The sequence below is a fragment of the Arthrobacter sp. B3I9 genome, from assembly GCF_030816935.1.
In the GTDB taxonomy this organism is placed as follows: Bacteria; Actinomycetota; Actinomycetes; order Actinomycetales; family Micrococcaceae; genus Arthrobacter.
Genome location: NZ_JAUSYO010000001.1, coordinates 3,507,751 through 3,526,660 on the forward strand (window position 1 = coordinate 3,507,751; position 18,910 = coordinate 3,526,660).

The following is an 18,910-nucleotide window of genomic DNA, read 5'->3' on the forward strand; positions in this document are numbered from 1 at the left end:
GCCAGACTATCGGGCAGGAATCATTGGGAAGGAAACAGGATATGACCATCCAGCCATACCTTTCACCGTCAACCGGGTGCGGGATACGCGCCGTCCTTTTCGACACCTTCGGCACAGTGGTGGACTGGCGTACCGGCGTCGCCCGGCAGGCGGCCGCTTTCGCCGCAACACATGGGCAGCCTCTCGACGCCGAGGCGTTCGCCGATGACTGGCGCGCCCTCTACCAGCCGGCAATGGAGGCCATCCGCTCCGGCTCCCGGGAATTCGCCACCCTGGACACACTCCACCGTGAAAACCTGGATCAGGTGCTCCGCCAACACGGCTTCAATCCCGACGGGCTGGACGCAAGCAGCCTGGAAGAGCTGAATACATCCTGGCACCGTCTGCCCCCATGGCCGGACAGCTTGGAGGGCCTTTCCGCCGTCCGCCGCGGCTACATCGTGGGTCCCCTCTCCAATGGCAACACCTCGCTGCTGCTGGACATCGCCAGAAACGCCGGGCTTCCGTGGGACGTGATCATCGGATCGGACATGACGCGCGCGTACAAGCCGCTGCCCGCGGCCTACCTTCGGACTGCGGAGTTCCTGGACCTCAGGCCCGGTGCTGTGATGCTCGTGGCCGCGCACAACAACGACCTGCGTGCCGCCCGGGAGGCCGGGCTGGCGACGGCGTTCATCACCCGCCCCACCGAATACGGCCCGGGCCAGGTTGCGGATCTGACGCCGGAGAGCGACTGGGATCTCTCGGCGTCGAGCATCACTGAACTGGCTCACGAGCTCGGGGTCTGAGCTGCCCCGGTGACGTCACTCGCCCGGCCTGCCGCCACTCACTAGAAACCTCTCTGTTCGTGTGTCAGGGCTGCGGGCCGGCAATAATCGCTGTGCTGCGAGTCAGCCAGGTTTGGATACCCAACTGTAGGCAGCCGCTCCCAAGTCGGCCTACCGCTCCGTGCGGCGGGTGAAGATCAGATGGGTAACGCCGCTGGGAGATGGGGTCGCTTCGATGTCAAAGCGTTCCTCGAGCCCTTCGAGTCCGTCCCAGAGCCGTTCACCCCGGCCAAGGATGATCGGCACGATGACGAGGTGCATGTGGTCGATCAGGTCCGCCTCGAGGAACTGCCGGACGGTGCTGACGCCCCCGCCGATCCGGACGTCGAGGTCGCCGGCCAGGGCTTGGGCCTGCTTGAGCGCGGTGACGGGGTCGGCGTCGACGAAATGGAAGGTTGTTCCGCCTTCCATCTCGAGTACGGGCCGGGGGTGGTGTGTCAGGACAACGACGGGGGTGTGGAAGACAGGATTATCGCCCCACCAGCCCTTCCATTCCTCGTCCTCCCAGGGACCGCGTTGATAGCCGAACTTGTTGCGCCCCATGATCTCCGCACCGATCCCGGGCCCCCACTGGCTGGCGAAGGCCTCGTCGACGCCGAAGGATGCCTCCGACTCCCCGTGGAGGCCCATCGCGCGGAAGGTTCGCGTTCCGAAAGCCCACTGCATCAGCCGTGAGCCTGCGTGGCCGAAGGGAGTCTCGAGTTGCTGGCCCTCACCGGTGCCGAAGCCGTCGAGGGAAATTGAGAAGTTGTGCACGCGGACGAGGGACATGTCATCTCCTAGGGTGCTAGCCGTTGGCGATCACTCTAGGGTGATCGACGACGGCGACTCAAGAGTTTCGGTACAACAGTCCAGCTGGCGGAGCCTTCCTATCGGTGCCTTCCGCGGCTGTCGCCGTCGCGCAAGTCGCTATCGTAGCGGCATGACCATCGAGCTGCGCACCATCTCTGCCGACGACTGGCGCGTCTGGCGGTCGGTGAGGCTCGCCGCGCTGGCCGACGCGCCGGATGCTTTCGGCTCACACCTGCAGGACTGGGCAGACGCGTCGGAGGACCGCTGGCGGAAGCGCCTGTCTATTCCGGGAGCGATCAACCTGCTGGCCTTCGACGGCGACGGGAACGTTCCTGTCGGCATGGCCACTGGCATCCCGGACGAGGGCAACGGCAGTCGTGCCGAGCTGATCTCGATGTGGGTCAGCCCTGCCGTTCGCGGGCGTGGCGTCGCCACCGCACTCATCACAGCGGTCGCGCGCTGGGCGGCGAGCGCTGGTGCGGCGACGCTCACCCTGTCCGTGATGCCGGACAACCTCACAGCCCGGCGCAGTTACGAAAGGAACGGCTTTACGGTGTCCCGCGAACCCGGCGATCTGCTGCCGGATGGCCGGCGCGAGTTGATTATGCTCCGCGACCTCACGTCGAGCAGCCCATAACAAAGCCGGCCGGTACGCATGTGTTTCGGCGAGGTAGCAGTCCACCGACCGGCAGGACTAAGGCCTTCGCTTCCCTGCCGTTGTCATCGCCCAACTGCGGAAGCTTCCCAGCGCGGTAGGCACCGCCGCAGGCATCGGGGGAGGCCACATGCTCGGTAGTCAATATACGGCCCTTCCTCCGGAAAGGTCATAGATGAATCCCGTCGTATAAGAGGCACCGGGCGAAATGATGTACTCGAGTAGCGCCGCAGCCTCCTCAGGCGTACCCAGACGCCTCATCGGAATACGCTGCAGATCCTCCGCCTTTGGGGGTTGCGACGTGATGAAGGGTGTGTCAACTTTGCCGGGTGCGATCGCGTTGATCGTGACACCAGTCGTGGCATACTCCTTGGCAAGCGCCTTCACAAGACCGGTGATGCCTGCCTTGCTGGCGGAGTATCCGGTCATACCAGGAACCCCTTCTTTTCCCGCGGTCGACGAAAAGTGGACGAGCCGTCCGAACCCATGGCCCACCATCACGGGGAGCACCGCTTTAGACAGCGCGAACGCCCCAACAAGGTTGACACGAAGGAGCCGCTCAAACTCTTCGAGGGTTTCCTCCGAGGAAGGTTGGACTTTGCCCAAGATCCCGGCCGTGTTAATGACGACGTCCAGCCGCCCCACAATTTCTATCGTTCGTTCGACAGCGTCGCGGACAGATGCGGGGTCGGAAATGTCGATGGGCAACTGCGGATACTGGTTGTCGGTGTTCGGCCACGTAGCTGTCGGCAAATCTGCACCGACCAGTCGCCCCGCCTTCTGGCTCAGCATCGCGGCGGTTGCGTAGCCGATGCCGGAAGCGGCGCCAACTACCAAGCAGTTGAGATCCGCAAACGAGCGGATTGCGGTGGATGTGGGCGCAGATGGGTCAATCGCGGCAATGGTGAATCCGTGAGTCGACATCGGATTAGAATCCCTGCGCGCGGAAGTATGCGGACGCGCGCTCAGCGGACGTTTCTGGATCGGGAAACAGCCCGATGCCATTGGCCGCTTGAAATAAGTCCGCGAGGTGCAAGAGGGAGCGGCCGGATTCGAGGCCGGCGATCATACGGAAATGGCTCTGCCATCCTGTCAGGTAGCTAAGCCAGACAACTCCGACTTTGTAATACTGAGTCGGAGCTTCAAAAATAAGGCGACTCAGCGGGATTGTCGGTTCCAGGATGTTGCGGAACGCTGTGTGATCGCCCTGGTCGAGCTTCGCGAATGCCGCGGACGCGAAGCGCGGAACCGCGGCAAACGCGCCGAGGAGTGCGTCGCTATGGCCTTGCTCGTCGCCTGCGATGAGCTCGGCGTAATTGAAGTCGTCGCCAGTGAATAGACGTACTCCGGCAGGAAGCCTGCGACGCAGGCTGACCTCATGTTCCTTGTCGAGTAGTGAAACCTTGATCCCGGCGACCTTGTCCTTTTTGGAGCGTATGAGTGCCAATACGGTTTCGGACGCTTCAGAAATAGAGCGGTCACCCCAGTAGCCTTCGAGGGCGGGGTCGAACATGGAGCCGAGCCAGTGCAGGATCACGGGACGGCTGGCGGAGTCCAGCACCTTGCCGTAGACGCTGAGGTAGTCATCTGCACCTTTAGCGGCGCGGGCGAGGTGGCGGCTGGCCATCATGACAACGCTGCCCCCCGCAGCCTCAATCTCGCCGAGCTGCTCGATGTAGGCGTCCGTGATTTCCTCGAGCGAATGGTGTGCTGCGTCGAGCTGGTCCGTGGCGATTCCAACGACGACCGCACCGCCAGCGGTGCGCGCCTCGGCAAGTGTGCGCTTCGCGAGCGTAAGCGCTGTTGTGGGGTCGAGCCCCATTCCGCGCTGCGCGGTGTCCATGCTCTCCGCGACGCCAAGGCCCAGATCCCAAAGGGAATGGCGGATGCGGAGGGTAGCGTCCCAGTCGATGGCTGCTTGCGATCCGGTGCTGGACCGGAGCGGGTCGCCCACCACATGGCCGGCGGCGTAGGCGATGCGGGACCTGGGCGGGGTACTGACGGTGTCCAGCAGAGCCGGTTCCAAGAGTTCGACCGTGCGGTATCCGTCGGCGGCAGGTAGCTCGATGGTGGTCAAGGTATTCATTCGGATTGGCGCTCCAGTTCGTTGACAGGTTCGGCGATATGGCGCTTGAAGCTGGCGACAGTGCGGCTGATAATCGTTTCCAGCGGTAGCTTCCAGACGTCGTCGTTGAAGATTTCGATTTCGATAGGGCCTTTGTAGCCGGCGTGTCGGACTGATCTTGTGAAGGGGGTAAAGTCGATTTGCCCGTCGCCGGGGAAGAGCCGTCCGTTCATGTTCTCCGGCACCGGCAAGGGCAGTGCGAAGTCGCTCACCTGATAGCCGGCGATCCGCGGTCCGGCTGCCGCAACGGCGTCGTGGAAGTCCGGGTCCCAGAACGTGGCGTATGCGTCGACCAGGATCCCCACGGATTGGACCGGCAGATCCTTCACTACCCGCAGCGCCTGGGCGATGGTCGTAACTACACTGCGGCTGTCGACGAACAAGGGATGAAGTGGCTCGAGCGCGAGCCTCACCCCAGCGCTGCGGGCATGCGGTTCAAGTTCTTCGAGGGCTGTCCTCACTCTCGTCTCGGCGTGGCGGATGTCCCGGTCCTCGGCTGGTAGTCCACCGGCGATGAAAGTGAGCATGGGGCTACCGACCTCATGCGCTAAGTCGAGCGCCCGTTTGACGCTGTCGATCGCGGCCCGCAGTTCGGCTCCTTCCTTGTCGGCGACGAATCCAGCCCGGCAGACCGAACTGACCGTCAGTCCTGTGTCGGCGACTATCCGTCTAGTATTTGCAACCCCGGTGTCTTCCACAGGTTCGACCCAGAGTCCGATGTGGCTAATTCCCGCCCTCATTGCTGCTTCCGCAGTATCAATCAACGGGTACGGACGAGCCGTTGCCTGGTTGAGGCTAAGACGCAGGCTTTCCTCATCAGTCATGGGAAGTGTCATCGCGAGCCCGCCGGTTCGACGGCGCGGGATTCCAGATGGGCAAATTGACGTGATAGCTCGTCAGCCGTGCCGATCTTGACTGGGAGACCGGTACGAGCCGACTCGTAGATGGCGGCGACGATTTGCAGAGATTTCATCGCCTCCTGTCCGCTGACGGCGGGCGCCCGCCGCGTGCGTACGGCGTCAACGAAGTCGGCTACCTGAAGTTTGTGCAGCGGCAGGAGCCGTGCGTTGACTTCCGCGACCGGGATGTCCCCGCTAAGGCCGTCCGCGAACACCGCTGCTGCACATTCCTCGCCGGGTACGGCCCAGAGATCGTTCACGGCATCGGAACCTTCCGGGTACTCCGTGACGTTCACTGTCGCGCCGTTGCTCCCAGTGACGATGATGCGTGTGCCAAGGTTGGGCGACGCAGCCACCGTGGCAGCTAGGGTCGCGATGGCTCCGGATGCGAAGGTGATCAATGCCGCTGCCGTGTCTTCGACCTCGATGCTGTCGCCGAGGACGAAAGCTCCGGCTTTTGCACTCACTTCTACCGGATCGCCCATGAACCACTGCAACAGGTCGATGTTGTGGATCGCCTGGGTCATGAGCACCCCGCCGCCGTCCGCTGCCCACGTACCGCGCCATTCAGAGGCGTCGTAATAATCCGTGCCACGGTGCAGGAGCACCTGGCAGTGACCAAGCATCGGCTGGCCAAGACGGCCGTCATCGATGGCGGCGCGCAGGGCCTGAGCTCCGGGCCAGAACCGGCGCTGGAACACCACGCCCAGCGTGACGTCATTGTGTTCGGCGGCTTGCACCATCCTTTCGGCCGACGCAACGTCGGTCGCGATCGGTTTCTCACACAGAACGTGTACGCCGGCTTCCGCGGCTTTGGTCACGACGGCTTCGTGGGTCGGATGCGGTGTGCAGACACTCAACGCGTCGATGCCCAGCGCAATGAGCTCTTGCACGGAGCCGACAGCGTGAGCGATACCGCGATCACTCGCGAATTCCCGCGCCCTTGCCAGGTCCACGTCGCAGACGCCGATGACTTCAACGTCCGCCAGTGAGGAGTACGACTGGAAGTGGTTGTCGGAGATGTTGCCGCAGCCGACGATTCCTACGCGGAACTGGCCGCTCATGGGCGGGCTCCTGATGCGATCGCCGTCGAAGCGGCCGATGACGTGGTGGTCGAGATCCGCGCACCCAATTGGTCCAGCGGCACCTTGAAGGTTTCTTTCGCCATGAGCGCAGCAACGACGGCGATCAAGGCGATGGTTGCGGAGATTATCGCGACCGGCGTCGCGTCGGCCGGGTTGCCTGCAGTCAAGGCTGTGTAGATCATGGGTGCGAATCCGGACGCGATCAGACCGATCTGCAAGCCGAGCGCCATTCCGGTCTGACGGACCTTGAGGTTGAACATTTCCGCAAAAAATGACGGGTAGGTGGCGTTGATAGCAGCATAGGCGCAGGCGACTGAAAGCATGCCTGTTATGAACAGCAGGGGAACATTCCCAGCCTGAATCGCCCCGAAGTACCCGAAGATCATGACCGCACACCCGATGTTTCCCGCAATAAATACCGGCTTGCGCCCGATCCGGTCGGAGAGCATTCCCAGGAACGGCTGGGTAACAAGCGCGCACACGTGGCTGACCACTAGGACCCACAGCATGGTGCTTCGCGGGATCTCATGCGCGGTCGTGGCGAATGACAGTGCAAACACCTTGATGACGGTGTCAATGGCGAAAGCGAGCGAACAAAAGGTAACGAGGATGATTGCCCGCCAGTGGGAGCGGAATACTTCGACGATCGGCACCTTCACGAGCGAGCCGTCTTCCTTGGCTTCGACAAAGGCGTCGGGTTCGGCGAGCTTGGCCCGGATGACAAATCCAGCGACCGTGACGAGCGCACTGAGCAGGAATGGGACGCGCCACCCCCATGTGAGCAGTTGGTCTTCCGGCAGCGCCGATATGGGTACGAAGATGAGCGTGGCCAGCACGAAGCCACCGACGATCCCGTTGGGAGCCCAACTCGTAAAGAATCCCCTGCGGCCCTCGGGGGACACCTCGATGGTGAGCACGGTTGCGGCGGCCGTCTCACCACCGACGGAAATCCCTTGCAGTATGCGAAGTGTGATCAGCAGGACCGGTGCCCACACACCGATCTGGGCGTAACCGGGCAAGCAACCGACCAGGAACGTGCATGTTCCCATCAGCACGAGGATGAAGACGAGAACTTTCTTTCGGCCGATTCGGTCACCGAAATGTCCCAAGAGAACCGCACCGAGAGGCCGGGCCACATATGAGACTGCGAACGTCGCTAGCGCCGCCAGCGTCGCGACGCCACCGGCTTCGGGGAAGAAGATCTTTCCGAAGACGAGCGCTGCCGCTAGAGCGTAGATGTAATTGTCGTAGTACTCCAGCGTGCCGCCGGCCATGCTCGCAACGGCGGCGCGGGCGGGACTATTTTTCTTGTGCGGCGCGGCCGCAGTGGCTTGTGTCGAGCTACTCACTGACTTCTCCTTCATTGCAGGTTCAGTTGATTCCGGCCCCGGATAGGGACGGGTGGGTTATGGGATGATGACCGTCTTGCCCGTACCGAGGTGACCACGAGCAATATCCTCTATAGCTCCGGGCACAGGAATGAGTCCATGGACGATGTCGACCGGGAGGGCTCCGAGACCGTGCCGGGATACCAGCTCTGCGGCAGTGTGGAGGTCGCCGGCGGTATAACAGAACGTGCCAGTGATGGTGAGTTCACGCCGGACAAGATCTGTCGTCGGAGGCAAAGTGCCGCCGTGGGCGAGGCCTACGACGCAAATCGTGGCACCTTGTTTAACCAGATCCATGGCGGCTGTGATGGTGGATCCCTGCCCCACTGTGTCTATCGCGACATCCCAGCTGACGGATCGTGCGTCCCCAGGCGCGAGGGCCGTAACGCCGTATGTTTCTATAGTTGCGCGGCGGACGGCGTCGGGCTCAACAACGGTGACACTGCTGGCGCCGAGACTTTGGGCTTGCAGGGCGCACGCCATACCGATGGCACCGCCGCCAATGATTCCAAGACTTGTCCCGGCTGTGACGCCGGCGCGTGAGCAGGCATGAACGCCAACAGCGATGGGTTCGACCAGCGCGAGGGCCCGTGGGTCTGGGGTTCCGGGAACGATGATTGCGCTCTCCGGATCTATGGTGACGTAGTTCTGAAGCCCCCCGTCGGTGTCGATGCCCATCAGTTGACGCTGAGGACACCGGCCGCGGGAACCTGTCGCGCATTCCGAGCAGGTTCCGCAGACCAGATTGGGATCAACAGCCACACTCTGGCCGATGGTCCAGCCTGTTACCTGGGTTCCGGTGGCGACGATGGTTCCTCCGAACTCGTGGCCAATGACCGTCCCAGGCACGATTCGCGAGTCGTCTCCTCGCCATAGGCTCACGTCTGTGCCGCACACTCCGATGCTTTCGACGCGAACCACGATCTTGTCGGGGGCGACTGAGGCCATCGGCGGTCGATCCTCGACGGCGATCTGCTGCGGCCCCTGCCAGACGACGGCACGGGCGGGGGTCTGCGTGCTCATAAAGCAGAGACCAACTGAGCGCCGCCTCGCTCCTCAAGGGTGGGAGCGAGTGCTGCATCTGCGGCGCGACGGCCGAACACGAACCCGAAGACGAGACCGCCCACGTAACGGAGATCCTGTGCTCCGCCCGCATCAGCTCCGGCTGCGAACAGCCCTGCGACCGGATGGTTGTCGCGGTCGAGAACCTGGCTGTCGCCATTTACGCGCAGACCACCGAATGGGATGGTGATGCACGGTTGCACCTCAATCGCGCGGAAGGGACCCGTCTTGAGTGGGCTCGGACGCTTCGGCAGGGGTGCGTCGAGAATCGCCGGCTCACCGGTGGCAGCTCGCTGGTAGTTCTCGAGGGTTGAAGCCAGGGCCGAGCGGTCGACGCCCCAGCCGGCGACAACATCGACCAGTTCTTCCAGGGTGTCCGTTTCCGCGGTGCGGGCACCGAGCTTTGTCGCTTCGGCGTGCCTGTCCAACGCCATACCGCTGGGGTACGGAACGGCGAGTGCGCGTTTCTGCTGCACTTCATCGTCCCAGATCAGAATCCCTCGCCGACCGGGTTCACGAACCACGAATTGGTTGGAAACTTCATCACCGAGAGATTCATCCGTGAAACGGCGCCCGAGCCGGTTGACGAGGACACCGTAAGTGGAGAAGTAGAGCGTGAGCCGGAGGAACACCTCGGGCGAGACCGGCAACGGGCTGGGAAGCGTATGGCCATAGAAGCCGGATAGGTGGCGGCTGGCGGCTCCTCCCGCGGCGGTTCCGAGCCGAAAGCCGTCCCCGACCGAATGGGGGTTGCTTCGCACAGCGATGTCATCGGCGCCGTTACCTATGAACTGCTGCTTCAACTCGGGGTCACCTTGAAATCCTCCGGTAGCGAGAACGGTGCCCCCGGCGAACGCAGTCTTCGACTCGCCATCATGTACGAACGACGCTCCAGCAACTCGACCGTCTTCGATGACAAGTTTGACCTCGCTCACTCCGGTCAGAAGTGCTCCTCCCTTGGTGACGACCTTACGCGTCCACTTAGTGAACAAATCCAGAATGTCGATTTTGCAGGCACGCCCCCATTCGAGGTGGTCGTGCCATTCCTCGCTGACGGTCACGCCCGCGGCGCGGACGTCTTCAACTGCTTGCTCGTATCCCGCCACCACGAGCGGTCCAAGCACTGGATCACCGTCGGGCTGGATACGGCGGAGAACCTCGAGGTTTGGCGCGGTCCAGAGAATGCCAGCCGAGAGTGCAGCAGATCCGCCGGCGGCTTCGCCTTTTTCGAGCAGCAGAACGCGGGCACCTAGATCTACCGCTCGATTTGCGGTGGCAAGTCCTGCCGCGCCGGCTCCTACCACTATGAGGTCGAAGGGTTGCGAAAAGTCAGTCATGAGGGTTCTCTCCTTTGAGTCTAAGTGGATAACGTTTGCCGAGGACCATGGACGGCGGGCGATGGCAATGGATAACGTTTTCCGTTACGCTAGCCGTACCGTAGTTTGGCTGTCAAGAAAATTACGAGATGCAAACCACAATCGTTGTTCGGCGTCCAACTACGCTGGAGCGACGATAACGTCGAAGGAGTCCGGATCATGGCCACACTGCGCGAGGTAGCCGAACTGGCGTCAGTCTCAGTTGCCACAGCTTCGCGCGTACTCAACGGTTCCGCTCAGAGTCATCCAGTGTCCCGAAAAGTGCAAGCAAGCGTGCGGACTGCCGCTGAAACATTGGGTTACACCCCGAGTGCTGCTGCGCAGGCGCTTAAGCAGCAGCGAAGCAAGATTATCGGGGTCATTGCCAGCGACATTCTCGATCCGTACTTTGCGGAGATGGCGCGTGGCCTCGAAATCGAGGCGGCAAAATTCGGATACATCACCATTTTGGCTAACGCCAACCGCGATCCCGATCAGGAGCGCACTAAATTTCGTGTGTTGCGAGAGCACCAGGCGTCCGGGATCGTATTCTGCGGCAGCGACATCGAAGGTGCGCCTGGAACCGCCGAGTTGGCCCGCGAGGTCAACGTTGCAGTGAGGGGCGGCACGCGAGTAGTGGCACTGGCTCCCCGCGGGTTCGATTCCACGAGGATCGTCATAGACAACGTTGCGACCGCTCACGAACTCACCCGCTACATGCTCTCGCTTGGCCACCGTAAAGTCGCATTCATGGGAGGTTTGCCAGGTCTTTCAGCCACCGAGCAACGAATTGTCGGCTATCGCAATGCGATGTTTGAGGCGCAATTGCGACCCAACGTCGTCGGGCTCTCGACTATGAATCAGGAGTCCGGGAGAGAAACCGTCGCGCAACTCGTGGCGGACGGTCTCCTTCCCGATGCGATCGTCTGCACCAACGACGAAGTTGCGGTGGGAGTTCTTGCATATCTGTGGAGCTCCGGATACAAAGTGCCGGACGATGTGTCGGTCGCCGGCATTGGTGGAACTCGCGGCGGCCTTGTTTTTGGGCTCACGACAATGACCTTGCCGCTCGTCGAGCTTGGCCGTCTTGCGGCCAGATACATTGCGACGGAGGGAAATGGGTCTGACGTTCCAGCAGCCCCGCCATTCGAACTGCGTGTGGGCTCCACAACGGCACCGCATCCCAATGCGTGAGGGGCCGCCGCCAATGAGCGCTCCGGACCAGAGGTTGTTGGTCGTTGAGGATTACCTTCCTGCTCAGGTGGTGTAGGGCCCCCACCAAGGCGGAAATCCAGCCTTTCCCCGCCGCACTTTGAACCAACCACGTCCCTTCCAAAAAGTACTCGGCATGCGGTCGAGGCCGACCGAAACGCTCCGGTGGGCGTGGCCACTGGCGTCCCGGACGAGGACAGCCGTAGCCGTGAGGAGCTCATCTCGATGTGGGTCAGCCCTGCCGTTCGCGGCCGTGGCGTCGCCGCTGCACTCATCACAGCGGTCGCGCACTGGGCCGCGAGCACTGGTGCGTCGATGCTCGCCCTGTCCGTGATGCCGGACAATGTGGCAGCCCGGCGCACTAACGAACGGAACGGCTTCATCGTGTCCTGCGGACCGGCGATTTGCTACCAGGTGGCAGGCGCGAGCTGGTCATGCTCCGCGACCTCGGCCCGGAACGCAACGCCAGCGACTCGACGCAAGCCGCAGGAATGCCGCTGAGCGCTACCTTCGGGCCTTGCCTGCCGCCCGCAGCACCTTCTAAAATAGAATAAATTACTTTTAGAGGTGCGTCATGACAGCAACCCAAGCAGCTCCCCCTGGCAAGCATCGGGTCGGCGGTTGAGATGGACTGGCCGGGCTGGGCGCTGTTCGGGCTGCTCGCCACCACGGCCCTGACCGCGGTGATGATTGCCTGCCAGATGGCCGGCTGGACCCGGCTCGACCTGCCCCTGGTCCTCGGCAGCCTTGCCACGCCGGATCCGGACAAGGCGCGGATCGCCGGTTTCTTCATCCACCTCGCAGTAGGACAGGTTTTCGCTCTCGGCTACGCGGCGGTCTTTGCGCTGCTCGGCCGGGCCACGTGGTGGATCGGCGCCCTGCTCGGACTCCTGCACGTCGCCGTGGCGCTGACCGTCATCCTGCCCCTGCTGCCCGGCATCCATCCCAGAATGGCGAGCACCAGGGCAGGCCCGGCCGCCCGCGCGGCGCTCGAACCTCCGGGTCTGCTGGGCCTGAACTACGGGATCCAGACGCCGGCGGTGGCCGTGGCAGCCCACGTGGTCTACGGCTCCCTGCTCGGGCTGCTCCTGACGGTCCATTGACGGCAGCACGAGAGAAGGTGCACCAGAACATGGAAACGCGCAACATCCACTCCCCCGCCCTTGCCGACTACGGGCTGCTGGGCGATACGCGCACGGCCGCCCTGGTCTCGGCCGAGGGCGGCATCGACTGGCTCTGCGCGCCCACCTTCGACGGTGATCCCGTCTTCGGTGCCCTGCTCGGCGGACCGGAGGCAGGCACCTTCCGCACCGGCCCCGCGCTGCCTTCACAGCCCATCGTCCGGCGCTACCGGCCGCATACGGCGACGCTCGAAACGGTCTGGGCCACCGACGGCGGCACGCTGACCCTCACCGAGGCGATGGTGGCGGAGGTCTCTGGCCGCCTGCTGCCCACGACCCTCCTGATCCGGCGGCTGGCCGCCGAGGGCGCGCCGGTCCGGACCGCCGTCGACTTTGACCCGCGCTTCGGCGAGCGCCACCTCCGGCCCCGCGTCCGGCGGGGACAACAACTGGTGTGTGAGTGGGGAGCCCTGGCCATGTCGCTCGGCTGCAGCGGAGGGTTGCGGGTGGAACCGGGCACGACGGCGGCACTCACCGTGGTGCCCGGCCGTCCGGTCGTGATGGTGCTGGCCCTGGCGTATGCGGAGCCGCTGATCTGGGTCGATCCCGACACCGCCTGGGAGCTGGTGGAAGCGGACGAAGCACGCTGGCGGGAGTGGGCCGCGGGCATCAGCGACGACGTCCCGTTCCGCGAACCGGTCCTGCGGAGCCTGCTGACGCTGAAGCTGCTGACCTACTCTCCCTCGGGCGCGCCCGTGGCTGCCCCCACCACCTCCCTGCCGGAGGATCCCGGCGGCATCCGGAACTGGGACTACAGATACGCGTGGCCGCGGGATGCCAGCATAGGGATCGCCGCGTTCCTCGCGCTGGGAAAGGACGGCGAGGCCCTGAGCTTCCTGAACTGGCTCCTGCACGCCAGCCGGCTGCAGCGGCCCCGGCTTCCGGCCCTGCTCACGCTGACCGGCGGGCATGTCCCCCGCGAGCGCACGCTCGAGGGCTGGCCCGGCTACGCGGGCAGCGCTCCGGTGCGGACGGGCAACGGAGCCGCGCACCAGCACCAGCTCGACGGCTACGGCTGGGTCCTGGACGCCGCGTGGAACCTCGTCCGGCAAGGGCACCGGCTCAATTCGGAGACGTGGCGGGCGATGCGCGGCTTCACCGACCTCGTGGCGCGGCGCTGGCCGGAGCCTGACGCCGGCATCTGGGAGATCCGCGACGACCCGGCGCACCATGTGCACTCCAAGATCATGGGCTGGCTGGCCCTGGACCGGGCGCTGCGCATCGCCGAGAGCCACCGCATCAGCGAACGGCGGCGCCGCCGCTGGGAAGCAGCAAGACGCGCCCTCTCCGCGGATATTCGGGCCCGCGGATTCGACGCGGCCAGGAACACGTACACCCGCTCGTACGGGTCGGCCGATCTCGACTCGGCCCTGCTGATCCTGCCGGTGACGGGCTTCGAAGACCGGGACTCAGACCGGCTCCGGGGCACGGTCGACGCCGTCGCCGCGGAACTCTCAGCCTGTTACCCGTTCCTCTACCGCTACCCGCCGGGCCAAGACGGGCTCCCCGGGGACGAGGGCGCCTTCCTGCCCTGCTCCTTCTGGCTGGTCCAGGCCCTGGCCCTGACGGGGAGGGCAGCAGAGGCCGAGGAACTGTTCCACGCGCTGCTTGAAGTCGGCGGCCCGCTGGGCCTGTTCAGTGAGGAAGCCGATCCGGCCACCGGTGCCCTCCTCGGAAATTACCCCCAGGCCCTGACCCACGCTGCGCTGGTGCAGGCAGCCTTAGCCCTCCGGGATGCTGCGCAGGAGGAGCTATATGAACCTGTCGAGACAAAACCTATTGGTTCAACCGGTCCAACGTAGGAAAAAGTGGGTGACCACCCCATCAGAACGCGCCCTGCGGATGCACCAGACACCAGTTCCTGACCATCAAGGCATTCAGTCATTCGAACGCCTCAGTCACCACCCACTAAACGGTCTTCTCACTGTTCGCGATTGCCTCGATCCAATCGATGGCATCGTCGGGGAAATAGTGCCCCGAGGTTTCATTCTGGTCAGCCCACCACGAGTCGGCGCCATCAGGGCCGCCGGCGTCGGCAATTTCGGCCACTACTTCCCCCGGCACCACGTCGCCATTGTTCTCGATCAGGTATTCCCGCGTTGACGGCTGCAGTCTTGCCCACCACTGCTCGATGCTCATAGTGGAAGTCTCCCATTCCAGCCGATCCTGGCGAAGGCCCGAATAGATTCCTTCCGAATCTGCTCGTCATGCATACCCAAGCAGCCGAACGGCACCCTGATGCACCGGCCCGTCCGCTGGAATCCGGAAACCGTCAGGCCAGTGTGAAAAGGCCCTCCGGGGCCGTACGGGACTTTCCGTCCTTGCCGTCGACGTCGGCAAGCTGCGGGAGCTTCCCGTCGCGGTAGGCCACCGTGCTGCGCTTGAAGATCCTGGTGAAGAGCGAGACGTCCACACCGGTCACGCCGGCATGGGTCGCGATTCCCTGCATTACCCCGCGGAGCTCGGCGAGGCTCCGGGTCGCGGTCTGGACGAGGATGCGGCCGGAGACGTTAGCGGCCCAGCGGGTTGCCGGGAGATCGGCAATGTACCGTCCGGCGGCGTCCAGCGCGGGGGCCTCTGCGCGCACGGTCAGGAGGGTCTCGACGGGATACCCGATCGACGCGGGATCGAGGATCGCGCGCACGAACACGGCGCCGTCGGCGATGAGTGTCTCGAGCCTCCGGCTCGCGGTGGCCTTGGACACCCCCAGGCCGGCGGCCAGCTCCTCGATGGTGATGCGGCCGTTAGCGCGCAGCAGCTCCGCGAGGGCGCGGCTCGGCTCGTCGAGGGGCGGCATCCCCAGCTCCATGTATCCCGCGGCGAACTGCGGGTGCTCGGAGGGGCTGAGCGCCTCGTACTGCTCCGGGGTGAGGAGGTCGGGCCGCCAGCCGGAGACCGTGCGGTAGTACTCGAAGACCGGCTCGAGCGGGAGGTCCCGCACGCCGTCGAGCCCGGCGAGCTCGCCGTACAGGAACGGGCCCACGGCGTCCCGTTCGAGGGAGAGCTCAACGATGCACTCGCTCGCCCCGGCGAGCGCGCTGATCCAGTGCGTCTCGGGCCGCTGGGCAAGCCAGGTCCCGATAGCCGGAATGGCCGACGGCGCTGCGGTAACGCGGAGCATGTACAGGTCCACGGGCGCGAGCGCGGCCGGGCTCGGGAACGACTGGACGCGCACCTCCCCGGAGGCGAGGAGCCTGTTGCCCCGGCGGGCCACGGTGCGCTCCTGTTGCCCGAGCACGTCGGCAATGTGCCGCCACGGCGCGCGGCCGTTGCGGATGAGGGCTGCCACGATCTGGCGGTCGAGGTCGTCGAGCATGCCTATCATCCTCTCACCCGGAGGGGCTGCGCCCCGGGAACCCCGCCTCACCTCAGGAGGCACCACTTAAGCCGGAGGCACGACGGCGGGTGGGAGCCCGCCGTCGTGCGTCGGCTACTTGCCCAGGTACTCGAGCAGCACCGCGAGCACGGCACCGGTGCCGTTGACCACGGCGAGCTCGGCGTCGGGCGCGAACTGCGGCGAGTGGTTGCCGGCGGGCGAGGCGCCGTCGGCGAACGCCTCCGCGGGGAAAGCGCCGAAGGACCAGAACACCACCGGGACGCCGATCGCGTCGCCGAGCCAGCCTGCGTCCTCCGAGCCCATACCGAGCGGCTCGGCGATGACGGACCCGGGGCCGAAGCCTGCTTCGAGCGCCGCCGTGGCGCGCGCGGTGTGCTCGGCGTCGTTGAAGAGGCGCGGGAAGCGGTTGATTTCCACGATCGCGGGCTCGTCGATGCCGGAGGCGGCGGCCTCGGCGGCCACGATGCGGCGGATGGAGCCCAGGACGTGGGCACGGACGTCCTCGTCGGGCGTGCGCACATTGACGCTGAACTCGGCGGTCTCCGGAATGATGTTCTCCTTGAGGCCCGCGTGGAACGTGCCCACCGTGACGACGGCCGGCGTGACCGGGGCGAGCTCGCGCGAGACGATCGTCTGGAGGCGCAGGACCATCGAGGCCGCCGCGACGATCGGGTCGAGGGACTTCTCCGGCTGCGACCCGTGGGCCTGCCGGCCGCGCACCGTGATCCGCCAGGAATCGGCCAGGCTCGCCATGTTTCCGGGGCGCAGCCAGAACTTGCCCGCCTCCAGCGGCATGACGTGCTGCGCGAGGACCACCTCGGGGCGCGGCGCGCGGTCCCACAGGCCGTCGTCGACCATCGCCTTGGCGCCCCACGCCGTCTCCTCGCCGGGCTGGAAGAGGAGCACCGCGGTCCCGTGCCACGCGTCGCGGTTGGCGGTGAGGTACTGGGCGGCGGCGAGGGCGGCGGTGATGTGGGTGTCGTGGCCGCAGCCGTGCATCGTGGGCGCCTCGCTGCCATCGGGCAGCGTGCCGGTGGCGGTGCTTGCGTAGTCGAGGCCGGTGGCCTCCGCGATGGGCAGGCCGTCCGTGTCCGCGCGGAAGCCGACCACGGGGCCCTCGCCGTTGGTCAGGAGGCCGACGACGCCGGTCCCGCCCGAGCGGAAGTGCTCGATGCCCAGCTCGGTCAGCCGGGCTTCGATCGCTTCGGCGGTCCCGTGCTCGAGCGAGGACAGCTCCGGTGCGCGGTGGTAGCTCTTGTATAGCTCGACATGCTCGGCGACGAAGTCCGCGGGGACCTCGATGCCCCTGGCGAGGGCGACGGTGGTGGAAATGTCAGTCATGGTGGCCTTTCGGGTCAGTCAGGTGAGGTTCAGTTCAGGTTCGATTCTGCTCGTGGAGCTCAGTGTCCGACGGACGCCGGCGCCTCGGCCGCCGTCGGGGCGTCGGTGCGCTTCCGGGCGAACCACGCGACGATGATCACGCCGACGACGGAGATCGCGGTCGCGTAGTTGGCAAGCCCCGGCGCGAGCCGGAGCACGCCGTAGACGACGACGGCCGAGACCGCCGCGGCGATGATTGTGGTCCGCACGTTCTTCATGGACACGATGGCCTGGATGGTGACGGCGCCGAACACGGCCGAGAGGATGTAGACGCGGGCCACCGCGATGAGCCCAGCCGGCAGGAGGCCCAGGAGCCATGTGCCGAGGAAGCCCACGAGGATGATGAGCGTGAGGATGTGGACGAACGCCGCGCCGATGATGGCGGCGCCCGCGATGAGCTCGGCCCGGCGGGTGCCCGGCTTCTCGCCGAGGTCGGTCTGCGCGATGAGCGCGGACGGGAGCAGCTTGTTGGCGATGTTGCCGATCATGAACGCCTGGTACATCGCGGAGCGTCCGAGGATCGGGTAGTACGAGATCGGCTCGACGACGGCGATGATGCCGAACGTCGCGAAGACGATGCCGAACGCGGTCCACACCTCCTGGCCGGTGATGCCGAGGCCGGTGCCGAACGCCGCGAAGAGCGCGGCGCCGAGGGAGACGAGGAAGCCGAGCCCCAGGGTGATGGGACCCCAGATGGACGTGGTGCGGTCGAACTGGGCGAGCCCGTCGAGCGATGTGGTCTGAGAGGACATGAGCGGTTCTCCTGGGCTCGTGCTACTTGGCGGTGACAAGGAAGGCGGCGGCGAGGGCCACGAAGATCGCGATGCCGAGGCCCCACTCGCGCAGCCAGGGCTTGTTCAGGAACTTCGCGGCGGCGATGCACAGGCCCATCACGGCCGCCGAGGCGAGCAGCGTGAGGACGTGGACTCCTGACTTGGTGGTCTCGGTGAGTGCGAGCGTGATGAACGCGGCGAGGATCGCGGCCGTCGGGACCACTGTCATGACGGCGGGGTTGACCTTGCGCAGCGTCTTGTCGCCCTTGGACAGGATGGGGGTGAGGATGAGCGCGGTAAGCATCCACACGAGGCCGCCGAGGGTCATCGCGGCGAAGCCGATCGCGAAGACCTTCTGGGTGTAGCTGGGGCCGCCGAGCTGCGCGCCCTGCGACTGGGCCGCGAGGCCTGCCGCGGCGACGTCGAACGCCGCGGAGCCGACGAGGCCGATGCGGGTCAGCACCGCCGGCGTGCTGAAGAGCGGCAGGAGCGAGACCGCAACGAGTGCGACGGCGAGCGACGGGCCGATCGCGGCGATGCCGCCGCGGCGGACCGAGCCCATGACCTGTCCGTCCGTGAGGTTGGCGGAGCCGGCGGCCTTGCGGATGGCGCGGAGGTAGATGACGGACTGGAGCACGATGACCGCGAACACGGCTGCCGCGCAGATCCAGAGGACGGGGTGGAAAGACACCGGGCTGATGTCTGTCGAGCTGGGGTCGACGGCGAAGCGGTGCATCCGCACTCCTTGGGGTTTCAGTGATGGGCCGAGGTGTGATGTCGATCTAGTACTGCTGTGATCTACGTCATAACCGATTTCCACCATGAAACGGCCTCTGGTG

Annotated in this window: 18 protein-coding genes and 1 pseudogene; 6 read left to right on the forward strand and 13 right to left on the reverse strand. The window is 65.1% G+C overall.

Annotated features, from left to right (window positions below; genetic code table 11):
* Positions 1-41 precede the first annotated feature (41 nt).
* The gene (locus tag QFZ65_RS16230) at positions 42-788 is read left to right on the forward strand and encodes a haloacid dehalogenase type II (protein ID WP_306911765.1); all 747 of its coding nucleotides are present in this window, start codon (positions 42-44) and stop codon (positions 786-788) included.
* A gap of 150 nt (positions 789-938) precedes the next feature.
* On the opposite strand, the gene QFZ65_RS16235 is transcribed toward QFZ65_RS16230, so the two are convergent.
* On the reverse strand, positions 939-1,598 hold the full coding sequence (locus QFZ65_RS16235; RefSeq protein ID WP_306911767.1) for a dihydrofolate reductase family protein: 660 nt from the start codon (positions 1,596-1,598) through the stop codon (positions 939-941).
* A 151-nt stretch (positions 1,599-1,749) separates the two neighbouring features.
* On the opposite strand from QFZ65_RS16235, the gene QFZ65_RS16240 reads away from it, so the two are divergent.
* Positions 1,750-2,256 carry a GNAT family N-acetyltransferase gene (locus tag QFZ65_RS16240; protein WP_306911769.1) on the forward strand — a complete coding sequence of 169 codons (507 nt, stop codon included), beginning with the start codon at positions 1,750-1,752 and terminating at the stop codon, positions 2,254-2,256.
* A 159-nt stretch (positions 2,257-2,415) separates the two neighbouring features.
* Here the strand turns inward: QFZ65_RS16240 and QFZ65_RS16245 are convergent, their stop codons facing one another.
* Genes QFZ65_RS16245 through QFZ65_RS16275 form a run of 7 tightly spaced genes read right to left on the reverse strand, consistent with a single transcriptional unit; the run spans position 2,416 to position 10,170 of the window.
* Positions 2,416-3,198, reverse strand: a complete 783-nt coding sequence (locus tag QFZ65_RS16245; protein WP_306911771.1) for an SDR family NAD(P)-dependent oxidoreductase — start codon at positions 3,196-3,198, stop codon at positions 2,416-2,418.
* A gap of 4 nt (positions 3,199-3,202) precedes the next feature.
* Complete coding sequence (locus QFZ65_RS16250) at positions 3,203-4,360, reverse strand: dihydrodipicolinate synthase family protein (RefSeq protein WP_306911772.1); 1,158 nt, start codon at positions 4,358-4,360, stop codon at positions 3,203-3,205.
* Entirely contained in the window at positions 4,357-5,223 is an 867-nt protein-coding gene (locus tag QFZ65_RS16255) for a sugar phosphate isomerase/epimerase (protein WP_306911775.1), read from the reverse strand. The genes QFZ65_RS16250 and QFZ65_RS16255 overlap by 4 nt, the downstream gene beginning before the upstream one ends.
* A gap of 8 nt (positions 5,224-5,231) precedes the next feature.
* Positions 5,232-6,362 (reverse strand): Gfo/Idh/MocA family protein, encoded by a 1,131-nt coding sequence (locus QFZ65_RS16260; protein WP_306911776.1) that lies wholly within the window; start codon positions 6,360-6,362, stop codon positions 5,232-5,234.
* Complete coding sequence (locus QFZ65_RS16265; RefSeq protein WP_306911778.1) at positions 6,359-7,732, reverse strand: MFS transporter; 1,374 nt, start codon at positions 7,730-7,732, stop codon at positions 6,359-6,361. The genes QFZ65_RS16260 and QFZ65_RS16265 overlap by 4 nt, the downstream gene beginning before the upstream one ends.
* 57 nt (positions 7,733-7,789) lie before the next feature.
* A complete protein-coding gene (locus QFZ65_RS16270; protein ID WP_306911780.1) occupies positions 7,790-8,794 on the reverse strand; it encodes a zinc-binding dehydrogenase in 1,005 nt (334 codons plus the stop codon).
* Positions 8,791-10,170, reverse strand: coding sequence for an FAD-dependent oxidoreductase (locus QFZ65_RS16275; protein ID WP_306911782.1), 1,380 nt, complete (start codon positions 10,168-10,170; stop codon positions 8,791-8,793). Before QFZ65_RS16275 ends, QFZ65_RS16270 begins: the two co-directional genes overlap by 4 nt.
* Before the next feature lie 198 nt (positions 10,171-10,368).
* Between QFZ65_RS16275 and QFZ65_RS16280 the strand changes: the two genes are divergently transcribed.
* The 4 genes and pseudogenes from QFZ65_RS16280 (at position 10,369) to QFZ65_RS16295 (ending at position 14,383) form a co-directional block, all read left to right on the forward strand.
* Positions 10,369-11,382, forward strand: a complete 1,014-nt coding sequence (locus QFZ65_RS16280) for a LacI family DNA-binding transcriptional regulator (protein ID WP_306911783.1) — start codon at positions 10,369-10,371, stop codon at positions 11,380-11,382.
* A 126-nt stretch (positions 11,383-11,508) separates the two neighbouring features.
* Positions 11,509-11,901: pseudogene (locus QFZ65_RS16285) on the forward strand (GNAT family N-acetyltransferase); the annotation flags it as partial.
* 125 nt (positions 11,902-12,026) lie between these two features.
* A complete protein-coding gene (locus QFZ65_RS16290; RefSeq protein ID WP_306911784.1) occupies positions 12,027-12,503 on the forward strand; it encodes a hypothetical protein in 477 nt (158 codons plus the stop codon).
* A gap of 29 nt (positions 12,504-12,532) precedes the next feature.
* A complete protein-coding gene (locus QFZ65_RS16295) occupies positions 12,533-14,383 on the forward strand; it encodes a glycoside hydrolase family 15 protein (RefSeq protein ID WP_306911785.1) in 1,851 nt (616 codons plus the stop codon).
* 106 nt (positions 14,384-14,489) lie between these two features.
* Here the strand turns inward: QFZ65_RS16295 and QFZ65_RS16300 are convergent, their stop codons facing one another.
* The 5 genes from QFZ65_RS16300 to QFZ65_RS16320 all read right to left on the reverse strand — a co-directional run bounded on the left by QFZ65_RS16300 (position 14,490) and on the right by QFZ65_RS16320 (position 18,807).
* Positions 14,490-14,720: a hypothetical protein gene (locus QFZ65_RS16300; protein ID WP_306911786.1), complete on the reverse strand. Its 231-nt coding sequence runs from the start codon at positions 14,718-14,720 to the stop codon at positions 14,490-14,492.
* A gap of 133 nt (positions 14,721-14,853) precedes the next feature.
* A complete protein-coding gene (locus tag QFZ65_RS16305) occupies positions 14,854-15,897 on the reverse strand; it encodes an Lrp/AsnC family transcriptional regulator (protein ID WP_306911788.1) in 1,044 nt (347 codons plus the stop codon).
* Between the two features lie 114 nt (positions 15,898-16,011).
* A complete protein-coding gene (locus QFZ65_RS16310) occupies positions 16,012-17,259 on the reverse strand; it encodes an amidohydrolase (RefSeq protein WP_306911790.1) in 1,248 nt (415 codons plus the stop codon).
* 59 nt (positions 17,260-17,318) lie between these two features.
* On the reverse strand, positions 17,319-18,050 hold the full coding sequence (locus tag QFZ65_RS16315) for a hypothetical protein (RefSeq protein ID WP_306911792.1): 732 nt from the start codon (positions 18,048-18,050) through the stop codon (positions 17,319-17,321).
* A 22-nt stretch (positions 18,051-18,072) separates the two neighbouring features.
* On the reverse strand, positions 18,073-18,807 hold the full coding sequence (locus tag QFZ65_RS16320) for a DUF5058 family protein (RefSeq protein WP_306911794.1): 735 nt from the start codon (positions 18,805-18,807) through the stop codon (positions 18,073-18,075).
* Positions 18,808-18,910 lie beyond the last annotated feature (103 nt).